Source organism: Exiguobacterium sp. ZWU0009 (genome assembly GCF_000798935.2).
Lineage (GTDB): Bacteria > Bacillota > Bacilli > Exiguobacteriales > Exiguobacteriaceae > Exiguobacterium_A > Exiguobacterium_A acetylicum.
This window is the reverse complement of record NZ_CP018057.1, coordinates 1,350,113-1,372,220: the sequence shown is the minus strand read 5'-3', so window position 1 is coordinate 1,372,220 and position 22,108 is coordinate 1,350,113. Positions and strand designations below refer to the sequence as shown.

Genomic DNA, 22,108 nt, shown 5'->3' with positions numbered 1-22,108 from the left:
CGTTCAGCAGTCCGTTATCCTTTGTTTGATTGTGTCTTTCGAATCGTTCGTTGCCTTGGATGCACGGCAAGCTTTGCTTGGCGCATCCGTTCAACGGCAGGATCCGTCGCAGCATCAAATGCAACTAGACTCGGATAATGCCCGACGAGGCGTCCTTGCTCTAAGATCGCGAAGCTGTCGCAAAGTTGCTCGGCAGCTTTAATGTCATGCGTGATGAAGACATATGTTAGACCGTGTAGACGTTTCAAGTCAGCTAGCAATGCGAGAATCAATCGTTTGTTGACCATGTCGAGGCTACTGACTGCTTCGTCTAAAACGATCAGACGTGGTTCAGCAGCAATCGCTCGCGCAATCGCGATTCGCTGCAGTTGCCCACCACTGAACTGCGCCGGATATTTTGTCAGATCCGTCGCCTTGAGCCCGACTTGTTCGATAAGCGTGACGAGACGCTGTTGCCGTGCTTCACCCTTTAAACGAATAAAGTTATCAAGCGGTTCGGCGATGATATCGGCAGCCGTCAGCTTCGGATTGACGGCGGCGAAGGAATCCTGAAAGACGACTTGGACGTCACCTTGAAATGGTCGTTTTGTCGCGTGGCGATCGACACCATTGAACCAAATCGTTCCGGTCGTTGGGCGTTCGAGTCCGAGCAACAATCGTCCGAGCGTACTTTTCCCGGCACCACTCGACCCGAGCAAGCCGAGACAGCGTCCCGCTTCAAGCGTCAATGAGACATCGTGTAAGACAGTCTTTGCTGGTTGAAACCGGCGTTTATAGACGTGTGAGACTTGATCGATCTGCAAGAGACTCATCCGAACGCCTCCCTTCCTAGATGCTGTGCAAGAAGTGACTGTGTATACGGATGTTGCGGTCGATCAAATAATTCAAAAACATCTGCTTGCTCAACGATCCGTCCTTGCTGCATGACGAGGACATCGTCTGCAAGTTCAGCGATCACACCGAGATCATGCGAGATGAGTAACATCGCCGTTCCGTAAGTCGCCCGCATCCGTTCGAGTAATTCAAGAACCGTCTTCTGATTGAAGACATCGAGTGCCGTCGTCGGTTCGTCGGCAATCAAGACGCTTGGGCGCAGGGCAACGGCTAAGGCGATCATGATCCGTTGCAACATACCGCCACTCAGTTCGAACGGATAAGCTTTGAGCAACCGGGCGGCATCCGTCAGATTGACTTCTTCGAGTGCCGTCATCGCTTGTTGTTTCGCTTCACGTTTTGAACAACGTGAATGGGTCTGAATCGTCTCGATCATCTGGTGCCCGATCGAATAGACCGGTGTGAAGGCACTCATCGGATTTTGCATGATGAACGCAATTTCACCGCCTCGAATCGTTCGGACGGTTCGTTCGGATAGAGACATGATTGATCTGCCATTCAGTTGGATGTCACCGGTGACGTCTGTCGTCTGCGGATTGAGCAGACGCATCAAAGCGAGACTCGTCACCGTCTTCCCACAACCACTCTCTCCGACAAGACCGAGGATCCGACCTGGTTGAATCGAGAATGATACCTCTTCAATCAGTGTCACTTGTTGTTTCGTACGGACGGTCAGACCGTCGACAGCTAAAATCGGTTCGATACGGGCACCTCCTCTCATTTCATCGTTTTCGACACACCGAGTCGTTCTGCTAACTGTTCTCCTACTAGGTTAAAGCTGATGATGACGAGCATGATCGCAAGTCCCGGATAAATCATCAATTCCGGATTCGTCCGAATGTACGATTTTCCTTCGTGAATCATTGCCCCCCACTCGGCAGTTGGTGACTGGACACCAAGCCCGAGGAACGACATCGCCGAGATATCCATGATCGCCCAGCCCATCTCAAGCGTCCCGATGACGAGCAGCGGTGGTAAGATGTTCGGCAGGATGTGCGTCCGGATGATTTTCCACGAAGACGAACCGTTGACGCGAGCAGCGGCGATGAACGCTTCTGTCTTCAACGTCATGACCATCCCGCGAAACATTCGCGCGTAGTAGACCCACTGGACGAGCATCAAGGCGATGATGACCTGCTTGAGTCCTGGACCGAAGATACCGACGAGGCCGAGGACGAGAATCAGACTCGGAAATGCCATCACACCGTCACACAGACGCATCAAGAGTTGGTCGACCCAACCGCCACGATAGCCGGCTAGTGTTCCGACAAACAGTCCGATCGCAAGTGAGGCGATGAAAATCAACACGGCGCAACCGAGTGAGATCCGCGCGCCGTAAATCAAGCGCGACAAGATGCAGCGTCCGAGCTGGTCGGTTCCGAGCGGATAGGCTGACGACGGCCCATGAAGCTTTTGCGTCAAGTCGACGAGGTTCGGATCATGCGGCGCAATCCATGGCGCAAACAAAGCAATGCCTGCCATCCCGATTAAGACGAATGCACAAAGATAAAGAAGCGGTGTATACCGCGACCGGATCATCGTTGCTGGAAGTGGAGTATTCATACCGTCCCTCCTTTTTTCGCTAGGCGTGGATCGAGCACGGCTTGAATGATGTCGACGAGCAAACTGCTACCGATGAAGACGAGGGCCGCGAGAAAGACGTAGCCTTGGATGACCGGCATATCCCGATCAAAGATTGCTTCAATGAAGTAGCGACCGAAGCCTGGCCACGAGAAGACGGTTTCGACGATAATCGTTCCCGTCAGCAACTTCCCAAGGTTCATCCCAAGACCCGTGATCATCGGTGGAATCGCCATCCGGAGAACGTGTTTCCCAAGAATCCGTCCTTCCTTTAAGCCACGTGTTCGGGCAAACAAGACGTACGGTTCATTCAATGCTTCAATCACACTGCCACGGAGCAATCGTGTATACAAGGCAATCAACGGAAAGGCGAGTGTCAATGCCGGTAAGATCAAGTGCATCACACTTCCCGTTCCGCCGACTGGGAACCAATCCAGCTGGACGGCAAAGAAGAAGATGAACAGATACCCGAGCCAAAACGACGGAATCGAGGCACCAATGAAGGCGATCCCTCGACTGAGATGGTCAAAGAAACCATTCTTCTTGATCCCAGCAAGGAACCCGAGCGGGATACTGACGACGAGTGCTAGCAGCAGACTCGTCACTGCCAGCTCGACCGTCGGTGGTAAGCGGAGCAAGACATCTTCTAGGACTGGTTTTCCAGAAAGATACGATGTTCCGAAATCGAGCTGTGCCAAGCGGATGACGGCATCGAAGTATTGTTGATAGAACGGTTGATCAAGCCCGAATTCTGCTCGTTTTGCAGCGAGCAGTTCATCCGTCGGCTGGATATGGGAAGCGGACAGATAAGCCTCTGCCGGATCAACCGGTGACAAATGAATCAATCCGGTCAAAATCAAAACAGCCAGTAACAAGATCGGGATGACGGATAATATGCGTTTGACGAGGAAGACCCCCATGTCATCCCTCCTTTACTTAATTCCGATCCGAGCAAATGGACTTTCGTCCCGGTTCGCCGGGAACTGGAAGTTTGTCACGTCCGATTGATAAATCGCCATCTTCTTCAAGTACGAGATTGGAATCAACGCACCTTGATCTTGGAGCGATGGCAGAATGTCAGCGTACATCTTCTGACGCTTCGTTTCGTCTGTCGTCTTCAAGACATCTTTGATCTCTTGCAACAGTTGTTCTTTATTCGGATAAGCCGAAATCGCTTCTTTGAAGCCGAAGCCATCTGTATCAATCAGGTTCACGAACGTATGCGGATCGTACGGTGCACCGAAGTTGCTATAGAAGTTGATATCAAATCGATTATCTTTGAAACGCTGGACTTGATCCGGTAGTTCAACGGCTTCCGTCTTCAGCTCGACACCGATTTTCGACCATTCCGATTGTAACGTCTCGGCCATCGCCTTTTGGACCTGCTCGGCCGCATCATACATCATCCCGATTTGCAGCGGTTGACCATCCTTGACGCGGACCTTCTCGCCTTTCGGCAGTTCCCAACCTGCTTCGTCAAGAAGACGATTCGCTTCCTTGACGTCATGATCCCGTTGCTTCACTTTCAGATTCGACGTGTACGGCATGTTTGGTGGCAACAGGTAGTCAGCTGGTGCTTCTAGTCCCGACGTGATCCCTTCGACGAGAGCGGCTTTATCAAACCCGTGCTGGAGCGCCTGGCGGACGCGTTCGTCAGACAGACGCTTATTTTTCGTATTCAAGACGAGAAGACGCGTCGCGACTGGTTCGGACATTTCTGTCTTGTAGGATTTATCCGTCTTCAACTGGTTGAAGGCATCGATGCTGATCGCCCCTTCACCGTAAATCAGATCAACTTGTCCTTTTTCGAGTGCTAAGACACGTGTCTCCGCATCCGGGATGATGTCGACCTTAATGTGATCGATGTTCGGTTTTGGACCCCAGTAGTTCTTATTGACCTTAAACGTCGCATACTGATCCGGTTTGTATTCGTCGAGCATCCACGGACCTGTCCCGACTTCCTTTTTGACACCCTTCGACGTATCGCCGTTTTCCGGGAATCCCGCTTCTCCGAGGAAACGGACCGGACGGACGACCGCGAGTTCCTGAATCGTCGGGTAATAGGCTTCGGATAATGTCAGGCGGAACGTCTTCGCATCAACGGCTTCCGTCTTCTCAATTTTCGTGATGAAGCCAAGCCAGCTATGTAAGGGTTTTTGTTTGAGGATCGCGTCAAAGTTCTTTTTGACGATCGCTGCGTCAAACGTCGAACCGTCTGAGAACTTGACGCCGTCACGGAGCGTGAACGTATACGTTTTTCCGTCCGGAGAGATCTTCCAAGATGAGGCTAAGTATGGCTCGAGCTTTCCACCTTCACCGTAGTGGACGAGTGGCTCATAGATCATCGACTGCGCGAACAGTTGTGATGGGTTGTAGACGTGCGGGTTCATCGTTCCGACGTCGCGTGGCCACGCGAGCGTCAATGTATCTTTATCTTTTCGTTCTCCTGTCGACTCGCCCGGATTCGAGCAGCCGATCAATAATGATGTCAAAGACAGGATCGAGACGGTAGAAATCAGTAATTTTTTACGGTTAACGTTCATGGTAGGCAGAACTCCCAACTTGTATTGATAATCATTTTCAATTGTAAGAGGATGAGAGAAAGATTGTCAATGTTTGATAAGTAAATGTTTTCTTATAGTTAACGATCTAATATACAATAATTGGTTGAATGATTATGTATATTTTTTCATTACCAATGTATTTAATCTTCATAACGTTATTTTATATTAAAAATGAATATGGAATTTAAAAATTTCTTCAAGAACATTTTAATTATATATTTTATAATCTTTGGATTAATAAGCAAAATTTATCAGTAAAAATTATCTATATTCAAGTATTGTTTTAGCTTTTTTTTACTATTATGATTTTGATTGTTACTAAAAACATTACTTTGGAGGGTTCAAATGAAAAAAAATCTAGCAGTAAAAATTACTTTATTAGGAATAGTCAGTACAGTTAGCTTAGCGAGTTTTGCCCCTAATTACGCATCCGCCTCGGAGGATTTAAAAGTCCAGGAAGAAACAAACACTTTTGCAATCAACAGCTCTATTGAAGGTTCAGACTACATTGATTTAAAAAGTATTTCTTCGCAAGCTTCTTCAACAAATGGAAGTGAACTTGATAAAATATTAGAAGCGGATAACATTTCAAATGCAGAAATGTTCAGATATGGAAAGCAGGTAAATGCAAAAGCTACAAGTGGAATGACTATCCAATGGAAAGGTGCAGTAGTAAAAAAAGTTGTAAAATACATGCTTGATCATGTTGAAATTATCCCTAGTAAAACTTTAAGAGCTGCCGTAAAAAAATATGGAAGTAAAATAAACAGTGCTATCGAAACAGTAGAAGCCTATACATGGTATGGTCTAACTAAAGCATTTATGAAAGTTGGAATTCCAGCTAAGTGGGCCGATGCAATTGCTGATTTCATTATTAAGTTTTTGTTGTAAAATTAAATTATGAAATCTCGAATCGTTTCTATCCTACCCTTATTAACGTTTACATTATTTTTAATACTTCCAGTTCTGCTCATTGATATTTTTATCATTTATTTAAACGATGAACTAACCTCAACTTTAATTTCCCTCATTCTTTTTCTAATGTTTTTTTATGTAATAAGTATGCTTATCAGTTTTTTATTTGACGGAATTTTGCAGTTGTTCAGCGAAATATTTAATAAGAGGATATCAAATTTTATTTTTGCTTTAGTGAATTTTTGGACGAGCTTAAGTATTCTTTTATGGATTGATATTTATTCAAATACCGTCACTTTATCTCTCTATACAAAAATCTTACTCGTCAGTATACACACGATAATATTCTACAGCATTAACCAATTTGGTGATCAATCCTCTTTCACATCTACAGAACCGGTGTCTGATAACGAGCAAATCAAGGAATTGGAACGGGAAGCCCAAATCGTTTTGCAGGATTATGATCCAGTTACATGCATCGAGAAGTTGAGTACTAAACACCCTGAATACTCAAAAAAAGATATCATTCAAGTTGTACGCCGAATCCACAATAGTTGAAAAGACCAAATCGTTTCTGAGAAATCAGATACGGTTTGGTCTTTTTTATTGTTTGTTATCCATGTACATAATTGATATTTTACATAATCCTTACTTTTATATCGATACTTTACATTATTAAACTCTTTTAGCTAAATAGAGAAACAATCCAACTGATTAAAATACCGACGAATGCAAAGTCAGAATCTCCGAATGTCGTTCCTTCGAATCCGAGATTGCCGAGCAGTGGTAAGAGGAAGGCAGGCAAAAAGCTAATCAGAATACCGTTTGCAAATGAGCCAAGTATCGCGCCTCGTCTTCCGCCAGTCGCATTACCGAATACGCCAGCAGCAGCACCTGTAAAGAAGTGCGGTACTAATCCAGGCACGATGATTGACAATCCCAGTAAAGGTAAGAAGAACATCGAAATCAATCCAGCTACAAAACTTGATAGAAAACCGATGATGACCGCGTTTGGTGCGAATGGGAAAACTGTTGGACAGTCTAGCGCCGGTTTGGCATTTGGAACTAGTTTATCCGCAATTCCTTTAAACGCTGGTACGATTTCAGAAATTAACATCCGAACACCGGCAAGTACGATATAGACTCCTGCTGCGAACGTAATGGCTTGAATGATGGAGAAGACGATATAGTTCGAACCACTCGATAATTCTTTTTCAATAAATCCTGGTCCAGCAAACAGAGCAACGACAACAAAAAGTAATGTCATCGTCAAAGAAACGGCAACGGATGTATCTCTTAAGAAGCCTAGTTGTTTGGGCACCTTAATTTGCTCAGTTGAGTGTTCTTTATTTCCTGCATATTTACCAATCGTTCCAGAAATAAAGTATCCAAGAGAACCAAAATGTCCGACTGCAAAGTCATCAGAACCAGTGATTTGTCGAACAAATGGTTGTAAGAGAGCTGGGAAAAGAACCATACATAATCCTAGTAGAACTGATCCTACAACAACTAATAGAACACCACTCAATCCGGACACCGAAAGAATTGCTGCAAGTAAACTCGCCATGAATAACGTATGATGTCCAGTCAAGAAGATGTACTTGAATGGTGTAAACCGTGCCAAAACAATGTTCATGACCATTCCGAACACCATGATCATTGCAGTCTCTACACCAAATGCATCTTGAGCAACTGCTACGATTGCTTCGTTATTTGGAATGATTCCCCGAATGCTGAATGCGTGATCGAACATTTTACTAAAGATTTCAAGTGCTGCGATGATGACACCGGCTCCTGCTCCGATAATGATAAAGCCCATGATTGTCTTCAGTGTCCCCGAAACAACTGTTGCAATATCCTTCTTTTGCAACAGTAATCCAACAAGAGCAAATATACCGAGCAAGATTGCTGGCGTTCCTAAAATATCTCGCATAAGTAAATCAAGCAAGGTCAGTCCCCCCTTCTGTTATGTGTTGTTACTTAAAGTCTCGTACTAAGTTGTGCCTTAATGTCTTCGATATTCATGACATTTTCAAGAGCAACAATGTCACGAGTACCGTTGTCGAGCGAAATAATGATATCTTTTGCACCTAAATAAATATCAGCAGGTTCAGTTTGTGCAGTCGAAAGATCTGTATGAGAAACATCTGCTTCTTTCCCCATTTGTTCAAGTGCCTTTTTAACGTTAAGTTCTATGATAAAACTTGATCCAAGTCCGTTTCCACATACTACTAAAATTTTCTTCATGATTTAGTCCTCCTCAGAATATGGTTCAATGATTGTTTCGATTTCTGTTACAGAGCTTGCCTCTAGTAAACGTGTGACATCTGCTTGATTTCCTAAAAGATTCGTCAGTTGGCTTAGCGCTTTTAGATGCGTTGTTTGATCAATGGCTGCAAGAACAAAAAACAGACGTACTTCTTTATCTTGTGGAAATAAAACAGGTTCTTCTAATTTCAAAATACTCATTCCTAGTTGAAGTACACCGTCTTCCGGTCGTGCGTGTGGAATCGCCACATCTGGCATTAAGACAATATATGGACCATGAGACTCAACGTTTTGAATCATCGTTTCGATATACGCTGGTTGAATTTTCTTTTCAAGTAGTAAAGGACTTGCTGCCACTCGAATGGCATCCATCCATGATTCCACCCGTTGGTGTATCTGTATTTGGTTTGTTGTGATTAAATCATTTAGCACCGGTTGCCCTCCTTGTAGCAGTTTTGGTTGTCTTGGATATAACAGCTGATTTAATTCCTGTCGTAACGCTGATTCACTTTGGATTGTTGCATGTTGTTTGATGACAGCAATCAAATCCTCCAATTGAATTTCATCTGATTGGTTTCGTTTTAGAAAACGCTGCTCCACCGACCGTCTTAATGTAATTTGCTCAAAACGTGTCGGCAAGGTAGGTACAAGCATGACATCTGCCTGCAAATGAATGCTCTCTTCTAACGGAACTGTCGTAAAAATTACATCGATAATTTCCACGAATTGACCCACTTCACGTTGTGACACCGGTGGTAAAAATACAATCTCAGGAAATTGATTTTTTAGAATGTAATCGAGCATATGCGATACACTAATCCCACTTGGACAGACAACAATTGCTTTTAACTTTTTATCCAGTTGCTCTCCTTGCTGATTTAGATGTGTGGCAAAGTGAAGCGTATAATACATGATTTCGACATCTGGTATGTCTTGATTCATGAACTTGCGGAATGGTTCTAACGCTTTCGATACAAGAACATGTAATACTTGGTGTTCTTCCATGACATACCGCTTTAATTCCGATGATGATTCCAAACCTGAATAGAGGCGCTGCATCGTAGCTTTCGAGTGAAGTACTAACTTTTCACAAAGAGCCTCTTTTTCGATAATGAAAGTGCAAGAAATCGTCTCAAAATGAGTAATCACCTCATGCATGATTTTGAAAAGACGAGCATGAAGATCTTTTTGAATTTCCTCTTCTACCTTCGGACCACTTTGGATAAGGAGATCTAACGTATCAACGAATAATGTCCGTTCTTCGAAATAAGAAATGAGCGTTGAATCAATGTTCTTCACGAACAGCGGTTCTTCACTGGGTACTACTTCCTTGATAACTATTGATCGACCTAACATCAAAAAATAAGATAGTTTCTCTCGATGCTCTTCTACAAATTGAAATTGTTGTTCTGCTTCATATGATTCGATGTGTTGTTTCGCTTTAATTAAACGCTCTGACCAATCATCAATGATCATAGACATCAAATCGTTTTTCGTAGAAAGTCGAATTAGGCGCTCAATCGCTCGGTACAAATACAAATAAATAGTTTGTAGATGCCCGTAGAAGTGATATCCATCTTTTCGAGAATAATTGAGTGTAATCCCAAATTGAACAGCATCTTTTTTCACGGCGTTTAAGCTTTCTTGCACTGTAAATTTCGATACATTCAACAACTGTTGATAATGAACGGAAGACACAAAATCTTTTTCCATCATCGTATAGAATGTGATCAACAACTCACGTTCTTCTTCCGAAAAGATTAATTCAGCTTTCTCTAATTTTTCTCCAATCCCCTTATCAGATGGAATCTTCAAAATCGGTCCATTCACATTAATCAATGGTAATTGATGATATCCAAGCCATTCTTGAATACGTTCGATTTCATATTCTAAAGTTCGTTTAGAATACGGTAAGATCGTTAATAAAAATGGAATTTGTACGATTTCTTCATGAAGCATCACATGAAGGATTCGTTTACTTTTTTCGTTCAGTAACATAAGTGGAGGCCTCCTACGCATTCAGTATAAAACGAAAACACTATCTTTTTGTAAGCGTTTACGGTTGATGTTTGTTCTAGCTATTAACAAAAAACTGTCTCTAATACTTCAAAACAAAAAAAACACTCATTCGTCACATGAGTGTCTTACAAGCAATTTAATTTTTATTTCTATTTTACCATAATAAACCAAACACCCTGTTCTATATCGAATAAATATTCATCCGAATGATAGACTTCACTCTTTTACTAACTCGTAGAATTGATACGTATTCTTTCCAGACGACTTAGCAACATAAAGCGCAACATCCGCCTGTTGTAACAAGGCTTGCAACTCTGGACGAAACGCAGTGTCATACATCACGATTCCGATACTCGTCGACACGCGATAGTCCGTTTCCCACTCACTTAACGCAGTGACGATCCGCTTTGCGAGTCGTTCCCACCCTTCCCTTGAATCCGAATGGCCGAAATGTAAGATGAACTCATCGCCACCTAGTCGTACAGCCATCGCATCATCTTGTTCGCGGACGAACTGTCGCAAGCGTTGTGCGACTTCTTGCAGGACGACGTCTCCTGTTTCGTGTCCATAGACATCGTTGACTTGCTTAAAGCCATCGAGATCAAGGAAGAAGACGGCTCCTGTCTGCCCGGGATGCTCCTCGAACTGCTTCGTTAAGTACCTCCGATTATGCAGTCCTGTCAACGCATCCTTCCAAGCATGACGTTCGAGCTCCAAGTAGTACAAGAAAAGCCGGACGATTCGTTGCAATAGCTGAACATTTTTCTGTTCATACAAGCTGACTCGATTATTGATCGCACATAATGTCCCGAACGTCTCCCCGCTCGTCAAGACGATTGGAATACCCAAGTAGGACCGGACATGAGCCTCCTCCAAACCCTTTCGCCAGTCGCCGAGTTGTTCCGCGTTCGGAATATCTTCGAGGACGACCGGCTGTCTCGTCTCGAAATCAATCAGCTTGCATAACGATTGGTTCAATTCAATCTGCATGCCTTCCACCATTGGGATATCCGCTTTATCGTTCGCGATCTTCAACATCCGTTGTTGCCCTGCTTCGATCGCTGATAAATACAGCATCTGCTCCGGTAAGATCTCTTTCGCAAAATCGAGGACATCATCTGCAAGCTCATCAAAATTTTGATACATCTTCAAGTCTTCAAATGGTTGATTCATACAGCACCTCATTTCGAAGTCATCCTCTGCAGCGTCTCTGATTTGAAAAACAAAAAGGTTACATTTATTACCACTTTCTCTTTTCACTGTCGCTTAAACCTGTTTTTGTAAAAAGCGTTCGATGGTCCTATTTCGAGTCCTAATTGAGAAAGATTATCATTTTTTATTTTCGTATAGTTTATAGAAGTAAAAAATTTGGACAGTCAATTGACTGGAAATTAGCGTTGCATCTTCCAAATTCGTTTGCTATGATTCTCGGTGAACATGACAATGATAATCATTATCACTTATTGAGAACAGATTAATCACGTAGGTATACATAATCCATCTGCTACTCAATCCGTGATCCATGTTTATCAAATCGAACAAGAGGAGCTGAATCATCATGGGGAAATGGAAAACACCACTCGTCGTGAGTTCGCTTGCTGTCTTACTGGCGGCATGCGGGAACGCAGGAGAAGCAGACACGAAGAAGAACGCGGAGGCACCGAAGACGGTCAAAATCAAGGACGCACACGGAACGGTCAACGTCCCAGTTGATCCGAAGAAAGTCGTCGCACTCGACAACCGGACGTTTGAAACACTTGCTGCATGGGACGTCGAACTCGCAGCAGCACCAGTCGGACTACTCCCGGCTGAGTCACCATACGCAAAAGACAAGGATATCGTCGATGTCGGCATGCACTTCGAACCGAACCTCGAAGCGATCGCTGGTGTCAATCCGGACGTCGTCATCGTCGGACAACGATTCGCTGATCATTATGAAGACATCAAAAAACTCGTTCCGAACGCCGCTGTCATCGACCTTGATATCACATTACCGGAAGACTCAGGTACACCAGGGGAATTACTCGTCAAAGGACTTGAAGATACGACAGAAACACTCGGACAAATCTTCGATAAGAAACAAGAAGCCGACCAACTCGTGACAACGCTTGAGCAATCGATCAAAGACGTTAAAAAATCGTATAACGGTCAGGACAGCGTCATGTCGGTCATCGTCTCAGGCGGTGATATCGGTTTCTCGGCTCCGATGAGTGGACGTGTCTTCGGACCGATGTATGATCTGTTCGACTGGAAACCAGCACTCGAAGTCAAACAAAAATCGGGCAACGACCAAGGGGACGAAGTCTCGGTCGAAGCGATTGCTCAAAGTAACCCGGACTGGTTACTCGTCCTTGACCGCGACGCACCACTCGGAAACGCTGAAGGTGCCGTGCCGGCGCAAGACGTCATCGACCGCGCGCCTGCCCTGCAAAAAACGAAAGCAATCAAAGACGACAATATCGTCTACGCACCAAAAGATACGTACTTGAATGAATCGATCCAGACGTACTCGGAATTCTTCAACGATATCGCGAAAGCACTTGCGAAGTAATGGCACACGCACAGCAACAAATGAATGGAAGAGTCGAGCCACCCGCTCGACCTTCCTTTTCTGTCGTTTGGACGAAACCGTTCGTCTTCACCTTATGTCTGGTTTTAGCGCTTGCAACGGCGTCCCTTTTCACGGGCGTCTACGAACTGCGTAGTGCAGCGAACGATTTCGATATGTTCTGGATCACGCGTGTTCCACGGACACTTGCCTTGATGCTGACGGGTGCTGCGATGGCAATGGCAGGACTCGTCATGCAACTGATCACGCAAAATCGGCTCGTTGAACCGACGACGACGGGAACGATCGAATGGGCGGGACTCGGACTGTTAGCCGTTTACTTACTCGTTCCGGCACCGTCCTTGTTGATGCGGATGACCGGAGCCATCGTGTTTGCGTTCATCGGGACGATGGTCTTCTTCTGGTTTCTCCGTTCGGTCCGACTGCGTTCATCGTTGATCGTCCCGATCATCGGTCTGATGCTCGGAGCCGTCATCTCCGCGATATCGACGTTTCTCGGGTTGTTTTTCCGTGCTAGCCAAGCGATCGAAGGCTGGTTCGTCGGTTCGTTCGCGTCCGTCCAGATCGGTCGCTACGAATACCTCTGGATCATCATCGGTGTCACGGTCTGTATCTTCTTTCTCGCGAGTCGCTTGACGCTCGTCGGACTCGGGGAGGACGTCGCGACGAGCCTTGGCGTCAACTACAATCGACTGATGCTGATCGCGACTGGGCTGATTGCCCTATCAGTCGGTGTCGTCGCGACTGTCATCGGCAATTTGCCCTTCCTCGGCTTGATTGTTCCAAACATCGTCTCGATGTTTCGCGGTGACGATCTCCGTAGTAATCTACCGTGGGTCTGTCTGATCGGGATGGCGACGATTCTAATCAGTGATTTGATTTCGCGCACGATCATCCGTCCGTTTGAACTGCCGGTCTCGTTGATTCTCGGAACGGTCGGGGCAGCTGTCTTCATCATCATTCTGTTACGTCGACGGAAGACTGGAGGTGTCAGATGAGTACCGCGATTAGACAACACGAACAAACACAATATCAACCGGACGTTACACGTGAAACCAATCGCCGTGCGTCTGCATTTCAGTCGAAACGACTCGAGCGCCGCTACTGGATTCTCCTCATCCTGTTCCTCAGCGGCGGAGTGCTCAGTACAATCGGTCTCTTGCTCTACAATAATCCGGTTCCGTTTGATTCTCCGTCCTTTTGGCCGGTTGTCGAACGCCGAATCACCGCTGTCATCACGATGGCGATTGCAGCAATTTGCCAAAGTCTTGCGACCGTCGCCTTTCATTCGGTCACGAGCAACCGGATCATCACACCATCCTTGCTTGGTTTTGACGCTCTCTATTCGACGATCCAGACATCGATGATCTTCTTCTTCGGTGCGGGAGCACTCGTCGGCTTTACCGGCACGAGCGCCTTTTTGACACAAGTCGCGATCATGCTCGCGATGAGCCTCTTATTATACGGATGGCTCTTATCCGGAAAATACGCGAACCTGCAGCTGATGTTGCTCATCGGAATCATTCTCGGCACTGGTCTCAACTCGCTGTCGTCATTCATGCGAAAGATGCTCGCGCCGTCCGAGTTCGATATCTTACAAGCACGATTATTCGGTTCGGTCACGAATGCCGACGCGTCCTACTTCCCGATCGTCATTCCGGTCGTCCTTATCGTCGGTCTGTTGCTCTACTTCTCTGCTGGACGACTCAACGTCGTTGCGCTTGGAAAAGACGTCGCGACATCGTTAGGTGTCAATCATCGCGGCAGTGTCATCTACTTCTTGATCCTGATTTCACTCCTGATGTCAATGTCGACGGCATTGATCGGACCATTGACGTTCTTCGGTTTCTTAGTCGCGACTCTCAGTTATCAGGTCGCTGCGACGTACGATCACAAATACGTTTTCCCGATGGCATTCGCAATTGGTTTCTTCGTTTTAACAAGTGCTTATTTCTTCATGTATCACATTTTCAACACGCCAAGCGTCGTCTCCGTCATCATCGAACTGTTCGGCGGTCTGATTTTCCTTATCGTGTTGCTTAGAAAGAGGTCCCTATGATATCACTCGAACAAGTAAAAAAATCGTATACGGACGACGTCCGGATCGGTCCAATTGATCTATCGATTCCAAAAGGCGGATTCACGGCATTGATTGGTCCAAACGGTGCCGGCAAGTCGACAACGTTGATGATGATCGGCCGGTTGCTTGATCTCGATGCTGGGCAGATTGAAGTCGCTGGCATGGATGTGACAAGTAGCAAATCGAAAGACTTAGCGAAGATCATCACCATCTTACGACAGGAAAATCATTTCGTGACCCGGCTGACGGTCCGGCAGCTCGTCGGCTTCGGACGTTTCCCCTACTCACAAGGTCGCTTGACGGCTGACGATGAGACGATCATCTCGAAATACATCGATTTTCTCGAGTTGACGTCGCTTGAGAACCGCTATCTCGATGAATTATCGGGTGGTCAGCGGCAACGGGCGTATGTCGCGATGGTACTCTGTCAGGAAACGGAATATATTCTACTCGACGAACCCCTCAATAACCTTGATATCGCCCGCTCAGTCCAAATGATGGGTTATCTACGACACGTCGCCGATACGTTCGGACGGACGATCATCACTGTCTTGCACGACATCAATTTTGCTGCGAAATATGCCGATCACATCTGTGCGATGAAGGACGGACAAATTGCCGCTTTCGGAACGGTCGCCGAAGTCATGGATGAAGCGCTGTTATCCGAGATCTTCGAGACACGACTTGAGATCATCGAAGGTCCATACGGTCCGATTGCTGTGTATTGATACTTATATAGAAATGAGGAATGAACGATGCAGATCGATTGGCTACCACTAGTACAGGTAACGCAAGAAGGCGAACACACCTATACGTTTCATTTGAAACGCCCAGATGGTTTCGTTTGGGAGGAAGGCGCCCATACGCATATGGCGCTAGAAGGGTTTAATGCAGGCGAAAAGCCGAACCGCAGTCTGATTCGGCATATGTCGATCTCGACGCTCCCACATGAAGGAACGATCGGCATCACGACACGGATCAAACCGGAATGTTCCGTCTTTAAGGAGACACTTCGGCAGCTGAAACTAGGTGAGAAGATTGCTTTGTTTAAGACGCATTCGAACATTCCACTACGCCGGGAACATCGTTCGGTGTACTTACTGTCAGCAGGCGTCGGTCTGGCAACGTTTCGTCCGATCATCCTGCAACATCAGGCTGATAGAAGTGGCATTCCGCACATGCACTCGTTGAACGTCGATTCTGCGCAAACTGAACTATTCAAAACTCAGCTTCCTTCGCATGAGCAGTTCAGCCCGGCTTATGTCGAGAGTCGCGCTGCCTACTACGATGCTGTCAAAGCGATGACAGCGGACAAGGAAGGGTTGTTCTACATCGTTGGTAGTGATGAATTTCTCCGAGACACGATTGACGTGTTGCAGACCGCTAACATTCCGGCAGCACAGATCATGATTGATAAACGTCAGGACCAGCGAGATACGTTTTTAGCATAAGGTACCAATGATTAGACTTCAGCATTGACTGGAGTCTTTTTGTTTTCTCAAAATAAAGAATTGGTATGTTATCTGTAAATATTTGTTATGATAAGTGCATCAACTGACTTTCGGAGGGTTGCTTATGAATTTTGTATTTGATCTCGACGGCACAATCTGTTTTAAAGGAGAACCGATGTCTCAAGACATCGTACAAGCGCTTCATGCAGTCGAGAACGACGGGCACCGTGTGATTTTTGCTTCAGCACGTCCTATCCGTGACATGCTACCTGTCATTCATCCTTCATTCCATGATCATATCTTAATCGGCGGAAACGGATCGTTGGTCGCATCGGAACAAACAATCGTTCAGTCCAAATCGTTCGACGATCGTGAGCTTTCTTTTATCACAGAATTACTCGACAAGCACAAAGCCACATATTTAATCGATAGTGATTGGGATTATACATATAATGGACCGCAAGACCATCCTATCCTGAACAATCTAGATCCGGCTAAGACGGCACAAAATGTTCCGCTAGCTCACCATGATCGAATCATAAAAATCCTCATTTTGAGTGCCAACAATCTGAAATCCTTAGAAAACGAGCTACTTCGAATGGATGTCGTTGTTCATTATCATGGATCGGAACAAGTATTGGACATTAGTCCGACCACCATCAATAAACGGACTGCTTTACAATCACTTGGGATCGAGAGCGAGGGGTACATTGCTTTTGGGAATGACGCGAATGATATCGAGCTATTCAAAGGAGCACAGTATGCGGTCATGATCGGAAGCCATAAATCACTCCGTTTTTACGCAGATCACACCATTGACTCCACCAGTCCTTTAGAATCTCACATAGTCGAACAAATCAGGCATCTAAGCCAAAAATACGTCTATTCCACGTCGTATTCCTAAATAACGCCTGGTGAAATTTTCGGATCAATAGTTAAATCTCTATCAATAGTTACTCATCCAAAGAGGAATACGATGGGTAAGAATAATCCGCCCATCAGGAGCATCCCTAATACGACAACGAGACTCGATTTGAAAACCGACAGGGTTTGTTCTTCTAGTGGCTTAAATCGTTTTACGGGAATGAGCATGGTCAATGAAGCAACGACTAATGCAAGCGGCTCAAGAATCGTTCGGCTCACTGAAAAGAAAATATCGATCATTAAAAAAACATTTAATACAAAGAAAAATCCCAATAAGCGAATGATCATTGCTTTATTCATATGTACTCCTTCTTCAACTATGTACGTCATAGTAGATACAATTTTCTATTAAACCATTATAATTTCTTCTTTGATTATAGAACAGCTCAGAATAATTTTGGAAACGCATTCAAATAACTGGTGATTTGGTATCGTTGTAAGTCATACTGACAGTAGATATTAGAAAAGGAGTGTTGAAGATGGAATACAAAAAAGGACTCGAAGGCGTCATTGCCGCTGAAACACAAATCGGTTTAGTCGATGGAACGTTAGGTCACCTTATCTATCGCGGACACTGGGCAAAGGAACTCGCATTATCCTATTCATTCGAAGAAGTGGCGTATTTCATCTGGAATGGTGAATTCCCGACTGAATCGGAACTTTTGACATTCAAAGAACAGATGACGAGTTATCGCGAACTTCCTTCTTACGTTAAAACGATTCTCGATACATTGCCGAACGAGATGGATGTCATGAGTACGATGCGAACAGCAATCTCGGCACTTGGTACACCCGCTTTCGCTTGGCCACCGACAATTGATCAAGCGATGCACGTAACAGCACTCTTACCAACAATCATTGCCTATAAATATCAAAAAAATCAAGGTGCTGACTTCATCGAACCGAATCCGGAACTCGATCACGTCGCGAATTACATCTATATGATCAAAGGACAATTGCCGAGTGAAGTCGAGATCAAAGCACTGACGGCGTATCTGATCCTAACGATTGAACACGGCATGAATGCTTCAACGTTCGCTTCTCGTGTCGTCGTCTCGACGGAATCGGAAATGATTTCTGGCGTCTGTGCCGCGATCGGATCCATGAAAGGACCGCTTCATGGTGGTGCTCCGTCAGAAGTCATTGAGATGATTGATGAGATCGGAACAATCGACAACATCGAACCGTGGATCCGGAACAAGTTAGAGAAAGGCGAAAAACTGATGGGCTTTGGTCACCGCGTCTACAAAACACGCGATCCGCGTTCAGAAGCCTTAAAAGTCGTCTCAAAGAATCTCGCACAAGAGAGCGATTGGTTCAACCTGATTACACAAATGGAGCAAACAGCGATCGATTTACTCGAGGAATACAAACCGGGTAGAAAACTGTATACGAATGTTGAATTCTTCGCGGCAGCCGTCTTAAAAGGACTCGACATTCCGAAAGAACTGTTCACACCGACGTTCACCTCTAGCCGTATCATCGGCTGGACGGCACACATCCTCGAACAATCGCAAGACAACCGGATCTTCAGACCTCAATCGTCATACACAGGACAGATGCCGGAACAAGCAGCTAAGTTTTGATGAATCATTGATTGGAGGACCTCTTTTGGCGAAAAGTGATCACCTATTAGCAATTCTTTGGATGCTACAATCCGGAAAAAAGTAACGGCTCAATACATCTCCGAACAACTTGAGATGAACATCCGGACCGTCTATCGATATATTGATACGCTTTCCGCAAGTGGAGTTCCGATTGTTGCCGAAGCAGGTCATCATGGCGGATACAGCTTATTACCTCAATTTATAGAAGCACCTTTATTCTTCGATGCTGAAGAGCAGCAGTCTTTATATCACGCTGCTCTTTTTGCAGAAGAAGCCGGTTACTATGGTAATACAGCTTTAAATCGCGCGATTAAAAAAATAAAACAGCACGCTTTAAAACCATCGACAAGTGCTCCGCTCTTGGATGTAATTCCCTATCAACCCGAAATGTCGTCGAGAGCCGAAATCCTGTTACGAGAAATCGATCAAGCCATTCGCAGTCGAACAACAATACATATTCAATACTGTCGCGCGAACAATGAAGATGTTCAATCACGTGACATCAATCCTTTTAGATTAACTTATTGGAAACACGCTTGGTACGTCACTGCATTCTGTCAGTTAAGAGAAGAAATCCGCCATTTTAAAATCAATCGTATAAACAGCTTTAAATTGTTGTTGAATCAATTCGATATTCCAGATGATTTCGATGTTCAGTCTTCTTTTATGACCGATTTACTACCAAATCCAAGAGAAACTCAAGGTGAACTAATCCTCTCCGGTGACACCTCTACTATTGATTCAATTTGCCAACACTGGTACTTTAAGCACTGTTTAATCGAACAAAATCAAAACCGTGCTGTTTTTATGATTGAGACGAGCGTTTTAGACGAACAAGTCCCGAGTCTCCTTATTGCTTATGGAACATCGATACAAGTCGTTTCTCCTGTTGAAATCAAAAGTAAAATCATTGATCGATTACACGAATTGATCGCTTCGCATCAATGATTTATTTTCACTGACAGTAGTTGTCAGGATAACTTTTCTATACTAAATGTATCTCATATAGTAAAGGAAGCGGTTATCTTGACTCACACTGTCTATTTATATGTATTCGATTCAATTTCAGATTGGGAATACGGTTACGTGATGCCAGAGTTACATTCACGAAGATATTTCAAAACAGATGCTCCTCCATTCAATGTCGTTACAGTAGGACCAACGCTACACCCCATCACGACTATGGGCGGATTACGTATTTTACCGGATATCGCCGTTTCACAATTAGAGATGACTTCAAAGGATGCATTAATTCTTCCCGGTGGACAGACATGGCAAGAGTCTCTTCATGACCCTCTACTGAATAAAGTAGGAAACGCGCTGAGTAATGGAACAATCATCGCTGCGATTTGCGGTGCGACTGAAGGGTTAGCAAAGAGTGGATTCTTAAATCTGCGACTCCATACAAGTAACGATTTGTCTTACTTACAATCCGTTTGCTCGAATTATTCCGGAGAATCTTTTTATCAACATACTCCAGTTGTCCGTGATGATTCGTTAATCACAGCGTCAGGAATGGCAGCATTAGAGTTTGCTTATGAGACGATTCGTGCACTCGATGTATTCACACCTGAAACGTTAGAAGCATGGTATGGTCTTCATAAGACGAATGAAGCGAAATATTTTTTTGACCTCATGGTTGCAACGTCTATTAATTATTGAACTCCCACTCCTAATTAAGAATATTCCATTATTAATATAGTTTATCTTTATAAACAAAAAAAGGCTTGATGAAAATTTACGAACATTCATCAAGTCTTTTTTTGTCTCACAGCTTTTAACTAACTGTTAAAATACTTTTTAAACTTTACGTAATCATCGTTTATTAATTTAAAAATCCGATCGGAAGATAAATAGAATAAAAGAAAAGTCGTAATTAATAACGAATTAATACTAAAATCTTGTGAATTATTAATACTCACTACTGAATTCTTTAAATCCTCATACCAAGCAGTCGTTCCAAGAACAAATATGATTAAGTAACTAATCATTTTTTTCTGGGTAGTATATATATCATTCTCATTAGTACTTTCAAGTGGGTTAATTATATTATTGTAAATGTAGTTTTCTAAAACGAACATGTTTGAATACAAACTTAATAGAATAACAAATCCAATCAATACACCTAAATTAAAATCCGGAAAAAAATTTATAGTTATACTCAGAGTGAATATGACAGATAGTATAAGACTAGATACAACAATAAAAAAAGAAAACATTGTATGTTCTATAAAAAAAAGTAAACGTTGATTAAGATAATTTTTGCGGATAGAATTATTGTCATTTATCGGATTATCCATCTTGTTCTGGATAATTAAAACGTTATCTAAAAAAAGAACTAAAAATAATTCTAATGCTAAAAAAATTAATCCACAGAGTTGAAAATATAAATTATTAGTTATAATTGATTGGATAAAAAGAAATACTACTAAAAACAATAGTGATAGAAAAATTATTAAAATTAGGTAGCTTAAAACTCCACCTTTTTTTATTGTAAGAAATTTTTTGGACTTCCCCTTCTTTAATCCTTTATTTTGATTAAATCTGCTGTTAGATATTGTGTTTGAAATTTTTAATCCCGTCTTAATACCAATTACTGAAATAAGCCATGAGAGTGAATGAAGAATGCAAATAGATACTATTACTGAAATAATAATTAACAACACACTACTCCTCTGAATTTAGTAAATTTTAAAATCTATAATTCCCACTTCACACCCTGCCGCTTCTACATCCGGACTACACGCATACGGTCCAATCTTCAAATCGGTCACGTCATGTAAGTGTGCGATCCGGAGTTGCTCTTTGTGCTCTCCTGTTACGTGATACAACGTGACATCTTGATTGAGATAGTGGAGTTCAAAGACAAGCGGTGCATCAAACAGCGTATTGTCGACATCCCGACACGACCAGTCCGAGTACCCGAAGCTCGTCACGACGGCACCCAGATGCGATGGACCATCCGGAATGAACTCAGCCGAGACCTTCACCCAGTGATCGTCGTTCACATAAAGCAAAATCCCCGCCTGATCATATGTCGCATTCGGATTTAACTTTACTTCAATCCGGCACTTGAACTCCCCTTCCGGAGCATCCTGCAACAGTGCATGCCCCGTCAGACGGTTGAACTGATAATGAGTATTGCGCCAAAAATCCGTATCCGGATCCGTCATGAAGCGTAATGGTGTTTCCTGTTCGATACGTGTCGGTGGATTTAACCAACTTGTATTCTTCAT

Annotated in this window: 20 protein-coding genes and 1 pseudogene; 10 read left to right on the top strand and 11 right to left on the bottom strand. The window is 44.1% G+C overall.

Annotated features, from left to right (window positions below):
• Positions 1-14 precede the first annotated feature (14 nt).
• Genes L985_RS07030 through nikA form a run of 5 tightly spaced genes read right to left on the bottom strand, consistent with a single transcriptional unit; the run spans position 15 to position 5,018 of the window.
• Complete coding sequence (locus L985_RS07030; RefSeq protein WP_047395853.1) at positions 15-812, bottom strand: ATP-binding cassette domain-containing protein; 798 nt, start codon at positions 810-812, stop codon at positions 15-17.
• Positions 809-1,615, bottom strand: a complete 807-nt coding sequence (locus L985_RS07025; protein WP_029341434.1) for an ABC transporter ATP-binding protein — start codon at positions 1,613-1,615, stop codon at positions 809-811. The genes L985_RS07030 and L985_RS07025 overlap by 4 nt, the downstream gene beginning before the upstream one ends.
• Positions 1,612-2,457, bottom strand: a complete 846-nt coding sequence (gene nikC / locus L985_RS07020) for a nickel ABC transporter permease subunit NikC (RefSeq protein WP_081834696.1) — start codon at positions 2,455-2,457, stop codon at positions 1,612-1,614. The genes L985_RS07025 and nikC overlap by 4 nt, the downstream gene beginning before the upstream one ends.
• Positions 2,454-3,395 (bottom strand): nickel ABC transporter permease, encoded by a 942-nt coding sequence (gene nikB, locus L985_RS07015; protein ID WP_047395856.1) that lies wholly within the window; start codon positions 3,393-3,395, stop codon positions 2,454-2,456. Before nikB ends, nikC begins: the two co-directional genes overlap by 4 nt.
• 12 nt (positions 3,396-3,407) lie before the next feature.
• Positions 3,408-5,018, bottom strand: a complete 1,611-nt coding sequence (gene nikA, locus L985_RS07010) for a nickel ABC transporter substrate-binding protein (protein ID WP_047395859.1) — start codon at positions 5,016-5,018, stop codon at positions 3,408-3,410.
• 366 nt (positions 5,019-5,384) lie between these two features.
• Here nikA and L985_RS07005 point away from each other — a divergent pair, with 366 nt between their 5' ends.
• Positions 5,385-5,930, top strand: coding sequence for a hypothetical protein (locus L985_RS07005; protein WP_047395862.1), 546 nt, complete (start codon positions 5,385-5,387; stop codon positions 5,928-5,930).
• A 709-nt stretch (positions 5,931-6,639) separates the two neighbouring features.
• Here L985_RS07005 and L985_RS06995 read toward each other — a convergent pair.
• The 4 genes from L985_RS06995 to L985_RS06980 form a co-directional block, all read right to left on the bottom strand.
• Positions 6,640-7,902 (bottom strand): PTS ascorbate transporter subunit IIC, encoded by a 1,263-nt coding sequence (locus L985_RS06995; protein WP_047395867.1) that lies wholly within the window; start codon positions 7,900-7,902, stop codon positions 6,640-6,642.
• Between the two features lie 32 nt (positions 7,903-7,934).
• Positions 7,935-8,201 (bottom strand): PTS sugar transporter subunit IIB, encoded by a 267-nt coding sequence (locus tag L985_RS06990; RefSeq protein WP_047395870.1) that lies wholly within the window; start codon positions 8,199-8,201, stop codon positions 7,935-7,937.
• 3 nt (positions 8,202-8,204) lie between these two features.
• Positions 8,205-10,220, bottom strand: coding sequence for a BglG family transcription antiterminator (locus L985_RS06985; protein WP_047395877.1), 2,016 nt, complete (start codon positions 10,218-10,220; stop codon positions 8,205-8,207).
• A 237-nt stretch (positions 10,221-10,457) separates the two neighbouring features.
• Positions 10,458-11,414 (bottom strand): sensor domain-containing diguanylate cyclase, encoded by a 957-nt coding sequence (locus L985_RS06980; protein WP_047395880.1) that lies wholly within the window; start codon positions 11,412-11,414, stop codon positions 10,458-10,460.
• 385 nt (positions 11,415-11,799) lie between these two features.
• Between L985_RS06980 and L985_RS06975 the strand changes: the two genes are divergently transcribed.
• The 6 genes and pseudogenes from L985_RS06975 to L985_RS06950 all read left to right on the top strand — a co-directional run bounded on the left by L985_RS06975 (position 11,800) and on the right by L985_RS06950 (position 17,245).
• Positions 11,800-12,792 carry a siderophore ABC transporter substrate-binding protein gene (locus L985_RS06975; RefSeq protein WP_047395883.1) on the top strand — a complete coding sequence of 331 codons (993 nt, stop codon included), beginning with the start codon at positions 11,800-11,802 and terminating at the stop codon, positions 12,790-12,792.
• A gap of 20 nt (positions 12,793-12,812) precedes the next feature.
• The gene (locus L985_RS06970; RefSeq protein ID WP_148662051.1) at positions 12,813-13,808 is read left to right on the top strand and encodes an ABC transporter permease; all 996 of its coding nucleotides are present in this window, start codon (positions 12,813-12,815) and stop codon (positions 13,806-13,808) included.
• Between the two features lie 33 nt (positions 13,809-13,841).
• Positions 13,842-14,869 (top strand): annotated as a pseudogene (locus tag L985_RS06965) (iron chelate uptake ABC transporter family permease subunit).
• Positions 14,866-15,618, top strand: a complete 753-nt coding sequence (locus L985_RS06960; RefSeq protein ID WP_029341425.1) for an iron ABC transporter ATP-binding protein — start codon at positions 14,866-14,868, stop codon at positions 15,616-15,618. Before L985_RS06965 ends, L985_RS06960 begins: the two are co-directional and overlap by 4 nt.
• Positions 15,619-15,645: 27 nt before the next feature.
• Complete coding sequence (locus L985_RS06955) at positions 15,646-16,341, top strand: bifunctional nitric oxide dioxygenase/dihydropteridine reductase 2 (RefSeq protein ID WP_047395892.1); 696 nt, start codon at positions 15,646-15,648, stop codon at positions 16,339-16,341.
• A 124-nt stretch (positions 16,342-16,465) separates the two neighbouring features.
• Complete coding sequence (locus tag L985_RS06950) at positions 16,466-17,245, top strand: HAD-IIB family hydrolase (RefSeq protein ID WP_029341423.1); 780 nt, start codon at positions 16,466-16,468, stop codon at positions 17,243-17,245.
• Positions 17,246-17,298: 53 nt separating this feature from the next.
• On the opposite strand, the gene L985_RS06945 is transcribed toward L985_RS06950, so the two are convergent.
• Positions 17,299-17,565, bottom strand: a complete 267-nt coding sequence (locus L985_RS06945) for a hypothetical protein (protein ID WP_029341422.1) — start codon at positions 17,563-17,565, stop codon at positions 17,299-17,301.
• A gap of 179 nt (positions 17,566-17,744) precedes the next feature.
• Between L985_RS06945 and L985_RS06940 the strand changes: the two genes are divergently transcribed.
• From L985_RS06940 to L985_RS06930, 3 genes are all read left to right on the top strand, one after another.
• A complete protein-coding gene (locus L985_RS06940) occupies positions 17,745-18,851 on the top strand; it encodes a citrate synthase/methylcitrate synthase (protein ID WP_029341421.1) in 1,107 nt (368 codons plus the stop codon).
• A 57-nt stretch (positions 18,852-18,908) separates the two neighbouring features.
• A complete protein-coding gene (locus L985_RS06935) occupies positions 18,909-19,820 on the top strand; it encodes a helix-turn-helix transcriptional regulator (protein ID WP_052169508.1) in 912 nt (303 codons plus the stop codon).
• A 75-nt stretch (positions 19,821-19,895) separates the two neighbouring features.
• Positions 19,896-20,534 carry a type 1 glutamine amidotransferase family protein gene (locus L985_RS06930; protein WP_029341419.1) on the top strand — a complete coding sequence of 213 codons (639 nt, stop codon included), beginning with the start codon at positions 19,896-19,898 and terminating at the stop codon, positions 20,532-20,534.
• 1,019 nt (positions 20,535-21,553) lie between these two features.
• Here L985_RS06930 and L985_RS06920 read toward each other — a convergent pair.
• Complete coding sequence (locus tag L985_RS06920; RefSeq protein ID WP_047395900.1) at positions 21,554-22,108, bottom strand: DUF1349 domain-containing protein; 555 nt, start codon at positions 22,106-22,108, stop codon at positions 21,554-21,556.

What these genes read in the sequence shown, in the direction of transcription:
- L985_RS07030 (WP_047395853.1), bottom strand. Translation starts at nt 812, where the DNA reads ATGAGTCTCTTGCAGATCGATCAAGTCTCACACGTCTATAAACGCCGG.
- L985_RS07025 (WP_029341434.1), bottom strand. Translation starts at nt 1,615, where the DNA reads ATGAGAGGAGGTGCCCGTATCGAACCGATTTTAGCTGTCGACGGTCTG.
- nikC (WP_081834696.1), bottom strand. Translation starts at nt 2,457, where the DNA reads ATGAATACTCCACTTCCAGCAACGATGATCCGGTCGCGGTATACACCG.
- nikB (WP_047395856.1), bottom strand. Translation starts at nt 3,395, where the DNA reads ATGGGGGTCTTCCTCGTCAAACGCATATTATCCGTCATCCCGATCTTG.
- nikA (WP_047395859.1), bottom strand. Translation starts at nt 5,018, where the DNA reads ATGAACGTTAACCGTAAAAAATTACTGATTTCTACCGTCTCGATCCTG.
- L985_RS07005 (WP_047395862.1), top strand. Translation starts at nt 5,385, where the DNA reads ATGAAAAAAAATCTAGCAGTAAAAATTACTTTATTAGGAATAGTCAGT.
- L985_RS06990 (WP_047395870.1), bottom strand. Translation starts at nt 8,201, where the DNA reads ATGAAGAAAATTTTAGTAGTATGTGGAAACGGACTTGGATCAAGTTTT.
- L985_RS06985 (WP_047395877.1), bottom strand. Translation starts at nt 10,220, where the DNA reads ATGTTACTGAACGAAAAAAGTAAACGAATCCTTCATGTGATGCTTCAT.
- L985_RS06980 (WP_047395880.1), bottom strand. Translation starts at nt 11,414, where the DNA reads ATGAATCAACCATTTGAAGACTTGAAGATGTATCAAAATTTTGATGAG.
- L985_RS06975 (WP_047395883.1), top strand. Translation starts at nt 11,800, where the DNA reads ATGGGGAAATGGAAAACACCACTCGTCGTGAGTTCGCTTGCTGTCTTA.
- L985_RS06970 (WP_148662051.1), top strand. Translation starts at nt 12,813, where the DNA reads ATGAATGGAAGAGTCGAGCCACCCGCTCGACCTTCCTTTTCTGTCGTT.
- L985_RS06960 (WP_029341425.1), top strand. Translation starts at nt 14,866, where the DNA reads ATGATATCACTCGAACAAGTAAAAAAATCGTATACGGACGACGTCCGG.
- L985_RS06955 (WP_047395892.1), top strand. Translation starts at nt 15,646, where the DNA reads ATGCAGATCGATTGGCTACCACTAGTACAGGTAACGCAAGAAGGCGAA.
- L985_RS06950 (WP_029341423.1), top strand. Translation starts at nt 16,466, where the DNA reads ATGAATTTTGTATTTGATCTCGACGGCACAATCTGTTTTAAAGGAGAA.
- L985_RS06945 (WP_029341422.1), bottom strand. Translation starts at nt 17,565, where the DNA reads ATGAATAAAGCAATGATCATTCGCTTATTGGGATTTTTCTTTGTATTA.
- L985_RS06940 (WP_029341421.1), top strand. Translation starts at nt 17,745, where the DNA reads ATGGAATACAAAAAAGGACTCGAAGGCGTCATTGCCGCTGAAACACAA.
- L985_RS06920 (WP_047395900.1), bottom strand. Translation starts at nt 22,108, where the DNA reads ATGAAGAATACAAGTTGGTTAAATCCACCGACACGTATCGAACAGGAA.